This is a genomic window from Haloarcula vallismortis ATCC 29715, from assembly GCF_000337775.1.
Lineage (GTDB): Archaea > Halobacteriota > Halobacteria > Halobacteriales > Haloarculaceae > Haloarcula > Haloarcula vallismortis.
The window spans coordinates 41,384-56,709 of sequence record NZ_AOLQ01000067.1 but is presented as its reverse complement, the minus strand read 5'-3'; the positions used below and the strand labels follow the sequence as shown (position 1 = coordinate 56,709).

Below are 15,326 nucleotides of genomic sequence, written 5' to 3'. Positions count from 1 at the left end.
ATCCTCTCCCTAGTATTCAGGACTGATAGCTGTCCCCTCGGGTAGCTGATACTGAAACCCCCTCGGTATCAGACATTGAACGGGAGAATTGCTGCTGAAAACAGACGTTACGTCATCGCGGTGAGCTTCGCGATGTAGACGAGACTCAGCATATGGTCGTCGACGCTCAGTTCGTTGTCGTCGTTGGTCGCGGACTCGTCGATGCCAAGCAGGTAATCCGAGAGGTCGTCCTGCACGTCTTCGGTTATCCAGTCGATAGAGCAGTAGTAATCGAGCGCTTCGTCGGCCCCCTGATACCCGGAATGCATCAGCAGGAACTCGAGCCACTCGAAGACGACGAACTCCGCGGCGTAGGTCTCGGGCAGTGTTTCGAGATAGGGCTTCTCCTGGGCCTCGCCGCCGAGGAACGGCAGCAGTTCGCGGTACAGCCCGGAGCGGAACGAACTCCCCGCAAGCACCTCTTCATCGGAGTCGTCAAGCCCCATGTCGAGGTCCGTCGGGTCCGGGACATCTTCATCGCTCATCCCGTTCCCCCGCTGACGAGCCATCTTCCGTAACTCGTCGAGGTCGTAATCGCGCGGGTTGATGGTCATGATACTTACCCTTCAATCTACACAATCATAAATCTTGCACACCGTCAGACGGCCGTCATGCACACGCTCGCGGGCGTTTCCGTCTCGCCCGCGTTCCGTCCCCCAGTTGCGACGTTGATAATCGGGACCACATTTTTATAGTGACTCGGAGTCGACCTGTGGATACTTAGATGACGAACCGGCAATCAGAAACCGGTCCAGCCCGCTTCTGTGTAACCAACGCGAAAGGCGGGACCGGAAAGACGACAGTTGCTATCAACGTAGCCGGTGCACTGAACGACCGCGGCCGGGACGTCCTCTTCATCGACCTCGACCCGCAGGGCAACGCCACGGAGGGCGTCGGCCTCGTCGAGGCGTACGACGCCGACCCGCCGACGCTGTTCGACGCACTGACCGGCGACCCATCGGCGCTGGGTGAGCTAATCTGTGAGGGCGAGGAGATGGACGTGATCCCCTCCAGCATCGATATGCTTCAGGCCGAGCACGAACTGACCATCGCCGACCTCATCGCACGGGTCAACACCCGGGGCGGGGATATCGACCAGGCCGCGCTGGCCTCGTTCGCTATCAACATCACGCCGGAGATGGTCACGGGGTCACACGCGCTCGACACGCTCGACCGGGCGCTGTCGACGCTCGATACCGACTACGACTACGTTATCATCGACTGCCCGCCGTTCTACGGGAAGCTGACCGATACCGGCATGTACGCCGCACAGAACGTTCTCATCCCCGCGCTGACTGAAGCGACCTCAGAGCGGGCCATCGAACTACTGATGGACCAGATGGCCGCGATGGAGCGCCAGACCGACGCGTCGATCAACACGCTCGGCGTCGTCGCCAACCGCGTCGAGACCACGTCCGAAGACGAGACGATGCTCGAGTGGTTCAACATGGCGTTCCCGGACAGTCCGGTCTGGGAGGTCCGCAAACGGGTGGCGCTCCAGCGCGCGTTCAGCGCCGGCCAGTCTATCTTTGCGACCGAGGAATCGTGTGACATGGCGGCTGTCTTCGAGGACATCGCCGCAGAACTCGACGAGCAGTTCGGCTTTACCGATACAGAGGTACCAGCATGAGTGACGACGAACGTATGGACAGGGCAGAGCGCATCCGGCAGATGCGCGAGGGGAACAAAGCAGAGACTACCGACGACACCGAGGAGGCGGACAACGCCTCCGCAGACGGGTCCGGTGAGCAGCCCGACGGGGCGGGCGAGGCCGAGGAGACAGCCCCTGCGGAGTCAGCAGCCACCGACAGCGGCGACGCGCCTGACGAAGCGGCTGCGGCTGATGGACAGGGTACCAACGACGGCGACAGCGACACTGACTCCGACGGCAAAGCGACTGCCCAGAACGACACTGACGCGATGGCCGCCGCACAGCGAGCGGCAGAGACCTCCGCACAGATGACCAGTGAAAACGTCGACGCCGGCGTCGCCGACCAGCCGACGGATGACCTTTCGGCGTCGGCCAGCCCGATGCAGGGACCGACCGGCGTCGAGTTGCCGGATCAGGAACTCATCGAGGAGGCGATGGCGTCGGACAACACCGCAACGACCGAGGGTGGCGCTCGTGCTGCGGCTATCGACGACGGCGCGACCCAGACAGAGGAACTGGTCCGGGTCCTCGAATTCGCGCTCGGCGACGAGTACTACTGTCTCGACATCGACTACGTCGAGGAAATCGTCAAACGCGAAACGGTCACCCGCGTCCCCAACACCGAGGACTACGTCGAGGGCGTCGTCGACCTTCGGGGCCAGATTACGACGATTCTCAACCCCAAGGCGATGATGGACATCGACAGCGACGGAACGGAGAACCTCATCGTCGTCTTCGACGCGGGTGTGTTCGAGGAACAGGGCGCGATGGGCTGGATCGTCGACGAGGTCCGGCAGGTCGTCCCCGTCGCCGAATCCGAAGTGAACACCGCCCCGGTCGACGGCGAGTACATCAACGGCGTCGTCGACCGCGACGGCGAAGACGAGTTCGTCATCTGGATCGAGCCCGACGACGTCCTCGGAAACGCGACCGCGGACGACGAGGACTGACGCACCGGACTACGGTTTTCGCGGTATTCTATTCGGGCTCTGTCTCCCCTGTATCGAGGTTCAGTTCTTCGCTCACGAGGTCGACCGCGTTCTGGACGGCACCGACCGTTCCAAGATAGCCCGCGCCGACGGTGGTCTTGAGCGCCAGCGCGGCCCGGCCGGTGAGGACAGAGGGGCCGACCTTCGCCACGGCGTCGTCGCCGACCGAGACGAGCCAGCCGGGCACGTTGAACTGGTACTGGGTCAGTCGGGGCTGGAACTCGACAGAACTGCCCTGTTGCCGCCCGACCAGCGTCCCGATGTTGTCCGCGGCGACGCGAGCCTCGCGGATGGCCGCCGCCGCGCTCGCCGGCACAGCCTCGCCGTCGCTGTCGACGACCCGGGCGGCGTCGCCGACGGCGAACGTCGACTCGCCGAGTCGGAGGTCCGCCCGGACGACGGGCCGGTCGGCGTCAAGCGCCGGCGACCCCTCGATACCGCCGGTCCAGACGAACTGGTCCGTCGCCAGTTCCGACCCATCCTCAAGCGTAATGAGGTCGGCGTCCGCGCCGGCTACACCCGTTCCGGTCCTGACTGTCACACCGGCGTCGACCAGCGCGTCGTGGACGGCCGACTGGAACGACGCCGGGAACGACGGCGCGACGGCGTCCTCCTGTTCGAGCAGCAGGACCTCGATATCACTATCATCGCGCATCTCGGCCAGTTCGCCGGCCACCTGTACGCCCGACAGGCCCGCGCCGCCGACGACCACGCGGTCGCCGTCACTGAGGTCGTGGAACCGCTCGCGGATCTCGTGGGCGTCGTCGAGGCGCTTCAGCGGCGTCGCGTGCTCGCGCACGCCCGGTAGGTCATAAAAGGCCGTCTGCGCGCCGAGACACACCGCACCCACGTCGTAGGACAGCGTCTCCGACCCGTCCAGCGTCGCAACACCGGCATCCGGGTCGACATCCGTGACCGTCGCTTGTCGGATTTCGCAGTCGAGAACGGCGTCGAGGTCGACGGTAATCTCGTCGGCCAGCGACGGCTGCCGGACGACCCGGTGGAGTTCGTGCTGAACGAGATGTTCAGCCTGTTCGTCGACGACGACCAGCGAGACGGTCTCGGGAAGTGTCTGGTGGAGCTTTCTGGCGAGCGTGAGCCCGGCGTATCCGGCTCCGAGAACGGCGACGCGCATGCCGTCTGGTTGGGACTAGACGCTGAAAGACCTATCTCCAGAGAGCCGCGAGGTGGCTCCCATCGCACCATTTATATTCATGTATCTCCCCGGTTAGGCTAGCCTAAAATGGACGACGGCGCCGAGTTACTCGTTGGAGAGCTGTTCCAGTCGCTAGCTGAAGAGGGACAGACGGAGACGCGCGAAGCGCTGTTGAACGTATATCAGAACAGCGCCGTCCGTGAGCGAGAGGCACTCTCCCGAACGTTGTTGTCTGAGCTGCTGGCGCTGCTAGATGCTCGGCTCGACCGCGAGACGGAGGTCGAAATACTGGCGAATTCGGTCGGGTCGCTAACGGAGCGCTTCTCAGCTATGGTCCAGTCAATACCTGCCGCAGTGGTCGTACTGGACGCTGACAGGTCGATTCAGTTCTGGAACGACGGTGCCAAGCGGCTGTTTGGCTGGGACGAGAGTCAGGTAACCGGCCGCTCGTATGCCGACACGCTGGCCGAATCACCGGAGGCGCTCGACAGGCTGCTGTCGTCACTTGTCGACGGTGAATCGCTCACCGGCGTTGAGTCCTGTCACCGCCACGCCAATGGGTCATCACTTGACGTGCGGCTGTGGGGTGCGCCACTCACCGGCGACAGCACGGACGGTGCATCGCTGTTCGTTCACGACATCTCGGAGCAGAAACAACGCGAGCAGCGGCTTACAGTACTTAACCGTCTGTTCCGGCATAACATCCGCAACGACGTGACCGTCATCCGCGGACATCTGGATCTGCTCAGCGACGAACAAGAGAGTGAGCATATCGACATCATTGCGGACCGTATCGAGGACATCCGTAGCCTGAGCGAGGCTGCACAGCAGATCGAGCAACTACAGAACAGCGACGAGACAGAACAGACCACCTTCGACCCGCGTGCAGTTCTCTCCGACCGGGTCGGCCGCCTACGAGCGGAGCACGCGGCCATCGAACTCCGGCAGGACGTACAAGTAGATGGCCGCGTCGTCGGTCACGAACTCTTCCCCTACGCGCTCGATAATGTCCTCGACAACGCAGTGGAGCACAATGACGCCACACCACCTCGCATCGATGTGGTAGCCGAGCCAGCAGACCGAAGCGACCGGGTTGTCCTTCGGGTGGCCGATAACGGCCCGGGGCTCCCTGAGACGGAGCAGTCGGTTCTGACAACTGGCACGGAGACGCCACTTGCTCACAGCACGGGCACTGGGCTGTGGCTCACTCAGTGGATCGTCCGCGAGTCAGACGGGTCGGTTTCGGTGTCTGAGAGCCGGTTCGGCGGGACCGAAGTAGAGATTCGCCTCCGGCGGCCAGTCGGCTGACTCAGAACAGCGCTTTGTCTTCGCTGAGAACCTGTGCGGGGCCGCCGACATCCCAGACGCGAGTGTCGACGCCGCAGTCGGCGACCGTCTCCTCGACGCGGTCGACGTACGCCTCGGTCGTGTTAATGTAGACGCTCGCGCCGGTGTCGACGGAGAAGTACACCGGTACGTCCTCGCTGTTGCGGAGCTCCCGGACGGCGTTGAATATCTCGATGGTGCGGGGCTGCCAGTACACCCAACCGGCCGGCCCAGTCATCGTCGCGGCGGCCAGCGAGAGCGAATCCTTTTCCGCGAGGTCGAAGACGGCGTCGAAATCAGCCTCGTACAGTGCGTCGCGCATGTCCGAGATCTGGCCGTGGATATGGGCCATGCGCGACTCGAACATGTGGCTCTCGGCGGCCTCCTTGTGGGCTTCCTCGGTTTCCTTGTAGGATGGGACCATACCGGCGACGATGCGCAGGTCGTCTTCGAGGTCCGTCTCGATGCGCTCGCTCCGGCAGTCTTTGTCGTTCATGCCGGTCCGCAGGTGGGAGAACGCACCCGTCACGGCACGGGCGGCCGAGGAGGAGCCGCGGCGCGCGACAGTCGAGATCTCGGGTCGGGTCATGTCTAGGCCTGCAGCCTCGACGAGGGCCATCGCCGCGGCGGCAAAGCCCGACGAGGAGGAGCCAAAGCCGATGTTCGTCGGGAAGTTGTTCGCCGACTCGAAGCGGACGCCGTGGTCGATGCCCGCGAGGTCGCGGACGTGGTCGACGACGGCGTCGATGCGCTCGGCCCCGCGGCCGGTGACTTCCTCGCCGTCGATGACGTACACGTCCTCCTCACGGTCCGGTTCGAAGGCGGCCGTCGTCTTCGAGTGGCTCGGCGCGGTACAGACGGAGATGCTGTCGTGGTACGGCAGTCGCAGTTCCTCGTCGCGCATCCCGTGGTACTTGACCAGCCCCTGAATCGGATGTGCCTTCGCGGTCGCTTTCATACCTCACCCTTCCGGGCCGGTCACTTTGCTATTGCGAACCGCCGGCGCTGGCGTTGACGTTGCGTCGCTGACGACTGCCTGTGGAAGAAAACGTGGTGCGGTCGTCAGTACTCGGGGTTCTCCTCTCGGATGCCCTCGCGCTTGTTGACGAGTCGGGCGAGCGTGAACAGCGCGTCAGAGAGCCGGTTCAGGTAGATGATAGCTGTCTCGTTGACGCCGGCCTCCTCGGCGGCGAAAGAGACACAGCGGCGCTCGGCGCGGCGACAGACCGCGCGGGCGTGGTGGAGTTTTGCCCCCGGCTCTGACCCCGAGGGAAGGATGAACGATTCGAGCGGGTCCAGTTCGTCGTCAGCCTCGTCGATGAGGTCTTCGAGCGTTTCGACGTGGGACTCCTGTATCCGCGGGTCGTCCTCCTCTGGGCTGGGGTTGGCGAAATCGGCCTGCACGATGTGGAGGTGGTTCTGGACGACGCGGAGCTTTTCATCGATGTCGTCGTGGCCGGTCGGCCTGACGACGCCGACCAGCGCGTTCACCTCGTCGACGGTGCCGTACGCCTCGATACGGCGGCTGTCCTTCGATACCCGTTCCATGTTCCGGAGATCCGTCTGGCCCTGGTCGCCGCGACCGGTATAGATAGTCATAGCTGAATCTGGCACTGCCAGCGTCTTATAGCCGTGGGCGAATCGTTGGGGAGCGGACAGCCGTGGCAGGGACCGCTAGCACCGCGCTCAGAGCCGACGGCGGACCTCGGAGAGCGCGGCCGGTGGGATATCCAGTTTGGCAAACAGCGCTTCGCGTTCGTCGTCCTCGCCGTGGCCAGCAACAAAGCCGTTGAGCCGGGCGGCGACCGTCGAATCGACGAAGGCATCGCCGTAAATATCTTCGAGTTCGTCGGCGACCACCGGCGTCGACCGGAGCTCGTATTTTTGATGATAGTCCTCCGCCAGATAGAACCGGTCGAGGGTTTCGATTGTCGTCTCGACAGCCGTCCCCGTCCGTGCTTCCAGCGCTTCGCGCGTCCGTTCTGCGGTCTCGCGCTGTCGGTCGCTGTGTGCCAAGACCACGCCGCGGTACTGCCGTTTCCGTGGGGTAGAAAACGGCGTGTGGTTCGCCCAGAACACGTCAAGCAGGTCTGTGTAACTCACCACGTCCGGGTCGTACTCGACCTGTACGACCTCGGTGTGGTCGCCCAGCGAGTAGTAACTGGGGTCTGGTTCAGTGCCGCCAGCGTAGCCGACTCGCGTCCTGACCACACCCGGCATCGCGCCGAATCGGGCGTCCGGGCCCCAGAAACAGCCCATGCCGAACGTCGCCGTTACTGTCTCCGACGGTGGCGGTGCCTCGGCATCGACAGCCAGTGCTGTTGGATGAGTCGGCTCATACGCACTCTGAGTCATACTGGGATACAGGGGTTCGAGCGGTTTGCCCCCTTCGACGCCCCCGCGTGGAACCGGGAAATTCAACTGTACCCCCACGGAAACAACTCGGTATGAGCCTCGAACTCGAACACTACTGTCCTGAATGCGAAGAGTACCGCGATTTCTGGAAGGTCGCGAGCACGACGATGCATCTGGGGACCAAGGTCAAGTGGCACTGCCCGGAGTGTGACTACGGGTTCGTCCGCATCAACGGCGAAGTCGACACCGGGCAGGCGGCATAGCTCTCCGGAGCGGTATAGAGACCTCTTAGCAGCCGTTTTACACGGTCACCAAGAAGCATCTGCCACCGATGAGCCTCGACCCGGACGGTGCAGGGAGTGCAACCACCGAGCGAACGCAAGCCCCGCACGAGCTGTCGATGACCGTGGTTGAGTACACCAGTGAACCGGACCGGTGCACCGTGTCACCGCGCGGACTCTCCGGCGTCGCCAAGCTGTCGACGTGGATGACCGTCAACAAGGAGGTTGTCGTCGGCTTAGCCGCGATGCGGTGACCGAGAGTTTTTACCGGGGAACCACGGACATAGAACCGATGAGTATCGAGGTGCTACTGGTAGACGAAGACGTAGACGTTCTGGAGATCGTCGGGACGTTTCTGGGACAGGAAGACGGGTTCGAGATAACAACGGAGGACGACCCAGAAGCGGCACTGGACCTGGCAGCTGACGGCGATTTCGACGCCGTCGTCAGTGACTACAAGATGCCCCGGCTCGACGGGATGGAGCTGTGTGCCGCGCTCCGGGACACCGGCGTCGACATCCCGTTCCTGCTGTTTACGGCCCGTGAACACGATGATGTAGCAGATGCCGCCACGGAACACGGCGTCACCGCTGTCGTCCAGAAAGGCACAGGTACGGAGCAGTACGGCGTACTCGCCGACCGGATTCGCGACACCATCTAGAGGTCTATCCGAGGCAACTCCAGCGTGACGACCGCCCCGCCGTCCGGCCCGCTACCGAAGTTCACTGTGCCGCCGTAGGTTTCGGCGACCCAGACGACCAGCCACAGGCCGAGCCCGGTCCCGTGGCGTAGTTGCGTAATCGGTTCGTCACCGGTCACGACGTCGAGTTCGTGCTGTGGAATGCCCGGGCCGTCGTCGGCGACCGTGATCGAGACGGTTCGCTGGTCCGTCGTCACCTCGATGCGGACCGACGGCTCGTCGCCGGAGTGTTCGAGGCTGTTTTCGATGAGTTCACCCAGAATCCGATGTAATCGCCCGTCGCCCGCTGTCACCGACGTATCCGGGAGGTCCGTTTCGATTCTACCGGTGTGCTTGTCACGATACGATGAGACGATATCCGTGACAGCCGCGGACACATCGACCGGGTCCGTGCCGAACTGGTCGCGGCGGACGGATCGCTCCATGTCGCGTGCGCGCTCGCTCAGTGACGCCATCTCCTCGGCCTTTCGCTGGAGCCTGTCGAGAATGTCGGCGCGCTCCGGGTCGTCGATCCGCTTGTCCAGCGCATCAGCCATGCCAAGAACGACAGTCAGGTCATTCCTGAGGTTGTGCCGGAGGACGCGGTTGAGCAGTTTCAACCGACGTTCACGCTCCCGCTGGTCAGTGATGTCAGTATAGATGCCGAACCCGCGGACGCTGTCTCCGTCCCGGCTGTACGGCACGCCCCGGAAGAGGAAGTCACGGAACCCTGTCTCGGTCATTAGTCGGAGTTCGGTCTGGAAGGGGTCGCCGTCCGCCTGTCGGTCGTCGAACTGGGGCAGTTCGTCGCGCGCAGTGTCCGGCGGTCGGAGGAGCTCGGAAAGGGGACTGTCTACAGCCGCGTCCTGACCGTAGCCGAACACGTCAGAGAACGCGGGGTTGACAGACCTGACGACGGACTCGTCTGCAACGGTCTCCGTTTCGATGACAGCGTCGGGGAGCGTGTTGAACAGGTACGAGAACCGGTCGCGCTCGTCTTTCAGTTCTGCCCGCGCCTGCTTGAGTTCGGTCAGGTCCCGGACGACACCGACGGTGCCGCGGAACTGGTCCGCGTCGATCAACGACACCTCGATTTCTGCCGGACGCTTCTCTCCGCTGGCCGTTTCCAGCGCCGTTTCGAGCTGGACCGCGCCGGTGCCGCCCTGCTGGCAGAGGTCACCGATACGGCAGGCGAACTCGTCGATGGCGTTCTGGTCGAGAACAATGCGTGGGTGCTGGCCAAGAAGCGTCGCCCGCTCGTAGCCGAGCCACTCCGCAAGCGGTTCGGTGACAAGCTGGAACCGACCTTCGTCGTCGAGGACGTACATCATGTCACGGACGTTCTCGACCACTGATTCGTAGCGTAACAGGCTCCGTTCACGCTCGACCCGGTCGAACGCAGCGGCTGCATTGGACGCGAGAATCTTCCCAACAGAGACGTCCGATTCGGTGAACTCGTGGCCCCGCTGTGCACCGATGCTCACGACCCCGTGGTCACCCATCGGGAGGTACATGACCGCTGTCAGAACATCGGAGTCGTAGTTGTCAATCCGGCCGAACTCGTCAACGACCAGCGGGTCACCGCGCTGGAACGCGTCGCCGGGGAATCCCTCATCAGCGTCGTACACCGGTCGCTCCGGGACCTTGTCGCTTGCGGCGGCCGGCCGGAGTGTGTCCGTCTCCGCGTCGTACAGCCTGACGAGCGAGTGGTCGAATCCGAGGTCCGACTCGGTCGCCTGAATAACTGTTTCGGCGACCTCCTGAGCCGTCTGGGCCTGCATGAGCGAGCGGGTCGTATCCAGCAGCCCGGCCAGAGCCTCGTCGCGCTGTTTCTGCTCAGTGATATCCCGAACGACGCCTGCGGTCCCGTCGAATCGGCCGTCGTCGTCGTACAGCAGCGTCATGTGGTCCTGCGCAGGGAACGAGTTTCCAGAGGCCTGCTGAATCTCCAGCTCGAACGTTTCCTCGTCGTCACGGTCCTCGAATATCATCTCCTGCACGATGGATTCGGCCCGCTCGACGACGCCGTCGTTTTTGATGAAGCCAGTGTAGGAGCCAAGCAGTTCCGACTCGGAGTAGCCTGTAAGGTCAGTCATCGCCTGATTGACGAACTCGAAATACCCCTCCGAGTCGAGCGCGTACACGCCGTCGTCGACCGCTTCGATGATGTTCTCGTAGCGTTCGAGTTCGTCCTCGCGGTGGCGGCGTTCGAGTTCGTGGTTCACCCACTCTACGAGGACTTTCATGAACGCCTCCTCGCTCTCGGAGAACGACTCCGACCGTGGCCGTTCATCGCCGAAACAGAGCGTTCCGTACGGCTCGCCGTCGACAGTGATGAGGCCACCGGCGTAGCACGCGACGCCGCTTTTCTGGTACACGTCAGCCGCGTGTCCATCCGCGGCGGTGGCATCGGTAATTGCGTAGAGGTCACCGGATTCGAGCACTTGCTGGCAGTACGTGTCTTCAAGCGGCGTCTGTGTCCCGGCTTCGAGAGGGGAGTTCCCGCTGACCATCTGGATTTCGTGGACTCCGTCTTCGATGCGGCTCAGATAGCCAAACGCCATGTCGAGTCGGTCCAGCCCGATTTCGATGACTCGGCCGACGGTTTCGGCCTCGCTGAGTCCGTTCCCGGTTGCAAGCTGTGTCAGCTCCTGCAACGAGTCGTTGTTGGCGCGTAACGTCTGTTCGCGCTTCTTGCGCTCTGTGATATCCGTGGCGATGGCGACAAGGCGCGGGGCCTGTGCGTCCCGGTCCTCGATAACGCCGCTTGTCCGGAGCCATCGCGTCTCTCCGTCGACATCGGTACGGAACTCGGCGTCGACCCGTTCGCCGCTCTCCGACACCCGCTCGAAGGCCGCTTCGAGCGACTGGCGGTCCTCCGGATGGACGTACTCGTAGAACGCCGAGACGGTGCCTTCGAAGGCCGTCGGCGTCGTTCCGAAGAGTTCCGCAGTCGCTTCGTCCCACACCATCTCGCCGGTGCTCAGATTCCACTCGTAGACACCGGTGTCTGTTCCGTCCAGCGCGAGGTCGAGCCGCTGGTTCGTCTCTTCAAGCGCCCGTTCGCGCTCTTTCCGATCTGAGATATTCCTGAGAACGCCCGTACAGAACCACTGCCCGTTGCGCTCGAAATCACCGAACGACACCGCGACGGTCAGCTGGTCGCCGGCAGCGGTGACGAGCGGGAGTTCGAGGTAGTCCCAGTCGACGTTCCGGTCACCGGTCCGGCGGTACCGGTCCATCCCCTCGAAGTGAGAACTGCGCAAATGTTCAGGGATGACTTTGGCGAAATCGTCACCGACCAGCTCCTCACGGTCATAGCCCGTCAGCTCAGCGGCCTCGTCGTTGGCGTACACGACCTCGCTGTCGGCGTCGATTGTGACGACGGCATCGGAGATACTCCCGGCGATAGCGTCGAAGGGGTCCGCGAGTTCCGGTGGAAGCCGCGTCGGTCGGTCACCGGTAGCGGCCGGTGAGCTACTCCCGTTGCCACGGCCCGTCGGGTCACGTCCCTGCGTCACGATGTCGTACACGCGATCCGCCAGCGACACTTCGCTGCGAGGAACGTACTCGGTCACGTTGAGCCGTGTTGCGCGAGCGGCGACCGAGCCGTCCGGTTCGGCCGTACAGAGAACGACCGGAAGTGCGTCGTACTGCTCACGTATCGCTGCCAGTGCCTCCAGACCAGTTTCTGCCCCCGGCAGTTGCTGTTCACAGACGACGGCGTCGTAAGCGTGTTCGGCCAGTTCAGACAGCGCGTCCGCCACGCCGGTAACTGACGTGACCGAGGCCGGCGCGTCGGGCATGGCTGTGTCCGCGTCATCGCCAGCAGCGCCTACGTACAACAAATGCGGCATATCGGACATAGCGTTCCGTTGTAATTGCTATACCACGGGGTGGCATATACGCTCGGGCGAGAGTATCAAATGTCGAAACGAGCGGCTACGTGTCGTCAAGCGCCTGCCAGGAGAGCCGCGGGTTCCGGGCCGCAGTCGCCTGGTCGATGCGTTTCGCCGTCGGACGCGACGGCGCGTCGGCCAGTTCGGCGTCCGAGTCACCGGCCACAGCGTTGAACGCGGCCGCAAGCTGGTCCAGCGACCGTTTGGTCTCACCCTCTGTCGGTTCGGTCATCAGCGCCTCGTCGACGATTTCGGGCCACTTCGTCGTCGGCGGATGGACGCCGTAGTCGAGCATCCGCTTGGCCGCGTCGGCGGCGTCCTGTTCGCCCGCGCTGGCGACGAACTCGTGATGGAACGGGCCAAAGGGGACCTCGTACTCGATCTGCTCAGCGAGATAGTTCGCGTTCAGTACGGCCTTGGCGCTGGCGTCCCGGAGCCCCTCGTCGCCGAGTCTGGCGATGTACGCGAAGGTCTTGAGCAGGACCGGCCAGTTGCCATAGAAGCCATGCACCTTCCCGATTGAGTGGTCCGGCTCGTAGTGTTCGAAGTTGCCGCCGCGCTCCCTGACGTGTGGGTTCGGGAGGAACTGTGCCAGTTCCTCGCGGACGCCGACCGGGCCGGCACCGGGGCCGCCGCCGCCGTGGGGCGTCGCGAACGTCTTGTGGACGTTGTAGTGCATCACGTCAAAGCCCATATCGCCGGGGCGAGCGCGTCCCAACAGTGCGTTGAGGTTCGCGCCATCGTAGTACAGCAGGCCGCCGGCGTCGTGGACGATGTCGGCGACGTGTTCGATATCGCGCTCAAACAGCCCCAGTGTGTTGGGGTTTGTGAGCATCAACGCGGCGGTTTCATCACCGACGGCCGCCTCCAGCGCCTCAATGTCGACCCGACCGTCGTCGCCGCTCGGTAGCTCCACGACATCGTAGCCGGCCATCGCCGCCGTCGCGAAGTTCGTCCCATGTGCCGAGTCCGGGATGATGACCTCCGAGCGCTCGTCGTCGTTGTGCTCGTGGTAGGCCTTCGCGATTTGGATGCCGGTGAACTCGCCGGCCGCGCCGGCCGGCGGCTGCAGCGTCACGGCGTCCATCCCGCCGATTCGGCCCAGATAGTCCTGTAGCCGGTGACACAGCGCCAGCGTCCCCTGCGTTGTCGAATCGGGTCGATCCGGGTGGATAGCGGCGTCCGCCCGTGCAGCCACGTCCTCGGTGAAGGAGGGGTTGTACTTCATCGTACACGAGCCAAGCGGGAAGGGCCCGCTCTCGACGCCGTAGTTCATCTGCGAGAGGCGCGTGTAGTGGCGGGCCAGCTCGGGCTCTGCCGGGTCCGGCAGTGAGAGACTGTCGCGCGTCAGGTCATCGGGCAGCGGCGAGTCGTCGATGTCGACCGTTTGGCTCGCTTTCTCCGAGAGCAGCGGTTCGTACCGGTCCTCGTTGTCGTCGGTCCAGCGCGCCTGGTCGTATTTCACGCGAGACACCCCCGTGTCGAGCGTGACGCCTGTGGGACGCAGTCTGTCTCACAGTGGTTCGCCGAGTACCGCGAGACGGGCGTCATTTCGCCACCTCCCGGAGTGCCGCGACAAACTCGTCTGTCGCGTCGGCAGTGGTCTCGGTCGCACACACCTGCACCAGATGATCGCCGACGGCGTGGACCGCGAACCCCTCCGCTGCGAGATCGGCAACGATGGCGCTTGCGGGCTGGTCCGTATGGGCGAGGAACTCCCGGAAATGATGGCGGCCGTGAACCGGTGCTTTCACGCCGACGATGTCGTCGAGGCGGTCGGCCAGATCACGGGCGCGGGTCACACAGTCCTCTGCGAGGTCGACCAGTCCGTCCGGGCCGAGCCAGGCGGCGTGCATCGCGGTTCGAAGCGCGACCCATGCCTGATTCGTACAGATGTTGGACGTGGCCCGTTCCTTCCTGATGTGTTGCTCCCGGGTCTGGAGTGTCAACGTGTACGCACGGCGGTCGGCGGCGTCTTCGCTAGCCCCGACCAGCCGCCCGGGGACCTGCCGCAGGTACTCCTCGCGGGTGACGAACATCCCCAGCCCGAAGCCGTAGGCGGTGCCGGTCCCCAGCGACGCGGCGTCACCGACGACCACGTCAGCCCCGACATCGACCGGACGCTCAAGCAGGGACAGCGCAACCGGGTCCGAGCCGAGACAGAACAGCGCCTCGTGGTCGTGCGCCAGATCGCCGATAGCGCTGAGGCGTTCTTCGATAACGCCACGGACCGTCGGCGACTCGGCGTACACCATCGCGGTGTCGTCGCCTATCTCGTCAGTCAGCGCCGGGACGTCGACGACGCCGTCGGTCATCGGATAGGACTCGACCGTGAGCTCCGGTCCATCGGCGTAGTTCGACAGCACGGCGCGTTTGCCCTCCCGGAGGTGTTCGGGAACCAGAATCCGGTCCCCGGACACAGAGCGGACGCGCTGGGAGAGCGTCGCCGCCTCCCCCAGCGCCGTCGCGTCGTCATACATCGAGCAGTTGGCAACGCCCAGTCCCGTGAGTTCCACCAGCATCGACTGGAACTCGAAGAGGGCCTGCAGAAAGCCCTGTGCGACCTCGGGCTGATACTGCGTGTAGGAGGTCAGGAACTCCGACCGGCTCGCGAGGTCGTCGACGACGCTCGGGACGTAGTGGTCGTAGTGGCCACGACCGAGAAATTCGGTAAGGTCGGCGTTCCGACCCAGGAGGCGCGCGACTTCCCGGCGCGCCGCCCGTTCGCTTCGGGCGTCGATGCCGAACTCGCCGTCGAAGGCAACGGACTCGGGAACGTCGAACAGCGATTCGAGGTCGTCGGCCCCGACTGCCTCAAGCATCGTCGCGGTCTCTGCAGCCGTCTGCGGTGCGTACGGACTGCCTGTTGTGTGTGAATCACTATTGCTCATTGGAGAACCACCCAGTAGCGGCGGGGTGACATGATATCGACAGCTAGCGACCGTGCCCAC

Annotated in this window: 14 protein-coding genes; 6 read left to right on the top strand and 8 right to left on the bottom strand. The window is 63.9% G+C overall.

Annotated features, from left to right (window positions below):
* Nucleotides 1–107 precede the first annotated feature (107 nt).
* Nucleotides 108–593 (bottom strand): FlaD/FlaE family flagellar protein, encoded by a 486-nt coding sequence (locus C437_RS16680; protein WP_004518170.1) that lies wholly within the window; start codon nucleotides 591–593, stop codon nucleotides 108–110.
* A 170-nt stretch (nucleotides 594–763) separates the two neighbouring features.
* On the opposite strand from C437_RS16680, the gene C437_RS16675 reads away from it, so the two are divergent.
* Together C437_RS16675 and C437_RS16670 are read left to right on the top strand one after the other, a co-directional pair.
* Entirely contained in the window at nucleotides 764–1,669 is a 906-nt protein-coding gene (locus C437_RS16675; protein ID WP_004518169.1) for a ParA family protein, read from the top strand.
* Complete coding sequence (locus tag C437_RS16670; protein ID WP_004518168.1) at nucleotides 1,666–2,640, top strand: chemotaxis protein CheW; 975 nt, start codon at nucleotides 1,666–1,668, stop codon at nucleotides 2,638–2,640. The genes C437_RS16675 and C437_RS16670 overlap by 4 nt, the downstream gene beginning before the upstream one ends.
* 28 nt (nucleotides 2,641–2,668) lie before the next feature.
* Here C437_RS16670 and C437_RS16665 read toward each other — a convergent pair whose 3' ends face one another.
* The gene (locus tag C437_RS16665) at nucleotides 2,669–3,814 is read right to left on the bottom strand and encodes an NAD(P)/FAD-dependent oxidoreductase (RefSeq protein ID WP_004518167.1); all 1,146 of its coding nucleotides are present in this window, start codon (nucleotides 3,812–3,814) and stop codon (nucleotides 2,669–2,671) included.
* 108 nt (nucleotides 3,815–3,922) lie between these two features.
* Here C437_RS16665 and C437_RS16660 point away from each other — a divergent pair, with 108 nt between their 5' ends.
* A complete protein-coding gene (locus tag C437_RS16660; RefSeq protein ID WP_004518166.1) occupies nucleotides 3,923–5,143 on the top strand; it encodes a PAS domain-containing protein in 1,221 nt (406 codons plus the stop codon).
* Nucleotide 5,144: 1 nt separating this feature from the next.
* On the opposite strand, the gene mvaD is transcribed toward C437_RS16660, so the two are convergent.
* The 3 genes from mvaD to msrA all read right to left on the bottom strand — a co-directional run bounded on the left by mvaD (nucleotide 5,145) and on the right by msrA (nucleotide 7,516).
* Nucleotides 5,145–6,119, bottom strand: coding sequence for a phosphomevalonate decarboxylase MvaD (mvaD, locus tag C437_RS16655; RefSeq protein WP_004518165.1), 975 nt, complete (start codon nucleotides 6,117–6,119; stop codon nucleotides 5,145–5,147).
* A gap of 104 nt (nucleotides 6,120–6,223) precedes the next feature.
* Nucleotides 6,224–6,760 (bottom strand): cob(I)yrinic acid a,c-diamide adenosyltransferase, encoded by a 537-nt coding sequence (locus tag C437_RS16650; RefSeq protein ID WP_004518164.1) that lies wholly within the window; start codon nucleotides 6,758–6,760, stop codon nucleotides 6,224–6,226.
* An 87-nt stretch (nucleotides 6,761–6,847) separates the two neighbouring features.
* Nucleotides 6,848–7,516 carry a peptide-methionine (S)-S-oxide reductase MsrA gene (gene msrA, locus C437_RS16645; RefSeq protein ID WP_004518163.1) on the bottom strand — a complete coding sequence of 223 codons (669 nt, stop codon included), beginning with the start codon at nucleotides 7,514–7,516 and terminating at the stop codon, nucleotides 6,848–6,850.
* 92 nt (nucleotides 7,517–7,608) lie between these two features.
* On the opposite strand from msrA, the gene C437_RS20715 reads away from it, so the two are divergent.
* The 3 genes from C437_RS20715 to C437_RS16635 all read left to right on the top strand — a co-directional run bounded on the left by C437_RS20715 (nucleotide 7,609) and on the right by C437_RS16635 (nucleotide 8,458).
* Nucleotides 7,609–7,779 carry a DUF7838 family putative zinc beta-ribbon protein gene (locus C437_RS20715; RefSeq protein WP_004518162.1) on the top strand — a complete coding sequence of 57 codons (171 nt, stop codon included), beginning with the start codon at nucleotides 7,609–7,611 and terminating at the stop codon, nucleotides 7,777–7,779.
* Between the two features lie 68 nt (nucleotides 7,780–7,847).
* Nucleotides 7,848–8,051, top strand: coding sequence for a DUF7511 domain-containing protein (locus C437_RS16640; protein WP_004518161.1), 204 nt, complete (start codon nucleotides 7,848–7,850; stop codon nucleotides 8,049–8,051).
* 38 nt (nucleotides 8,052–8,089) lie between these two features.
* Complete coding sequence (locus C437_RS16635; RefSeq protein WP_004518160.1) at nucleotides 8,090–8,458, top strand: response regulator; 369 nt, start codon at nucleotides 8,090–8,092, stop codon at nucleotides 8,456–8,458.
* Here C437_RS16635 and C437_RS16630 read toward each other — a convergent pair.
* From C437_RS16630 to gcvPA, 3 genes are all read right to left on the bottom strand, one after another.
* Nucleotides 8,455–12,342 carry a PAS domain S-box protein gene (locus C437_RS16630; protein ID WP_004518159.1) on the bottom strand — a complete coding sequence of 1,296 codons (3,888 nt, stop codon included), beginning with the start codon at nucleotides 12,340–12,342 and terminating at the stop codon, nucleotides 8,455–8,457. The genes C437_RS16635 and C437_RS16630 overlap by 4 nt on opposite strands.
* A gap of 76 nt (nucleotides 12,343–12,418) precedes the next feature.
* A complete protein-coding gene (gene gcvPB / locus C437_RS16625) occupies nucleotides 12,419–13,840 on the bottom strand; it encodes an aminomethyl-transferring glycine dehydrogenase subunit GcvPB (protein WP_004518158.1) in 1,422 nt (473 codons plus the stop codon).
* An 82-nt stretch (nucleotides 13,841–13,922) separates the two neighbouring features.
* Nucleotides 13,923–15,266 carry an aminomethyl-transferring glycine dehydrogenase subunit GcvPA gene (gene gcvPA, locus C437_RS16620; protein WP_004518157.1) on the bottom strand — a complete coding sequence of 448 codons (1,344 nt, stop codon included), beginning with the start codon at nucleotides 15,264–15,266 and terminating at the stop codon, nucleotides 13,923–13,925.
* Between the last annotated feature and the right edge of the window lie 60 nt (nucleotides 15,267–15,326).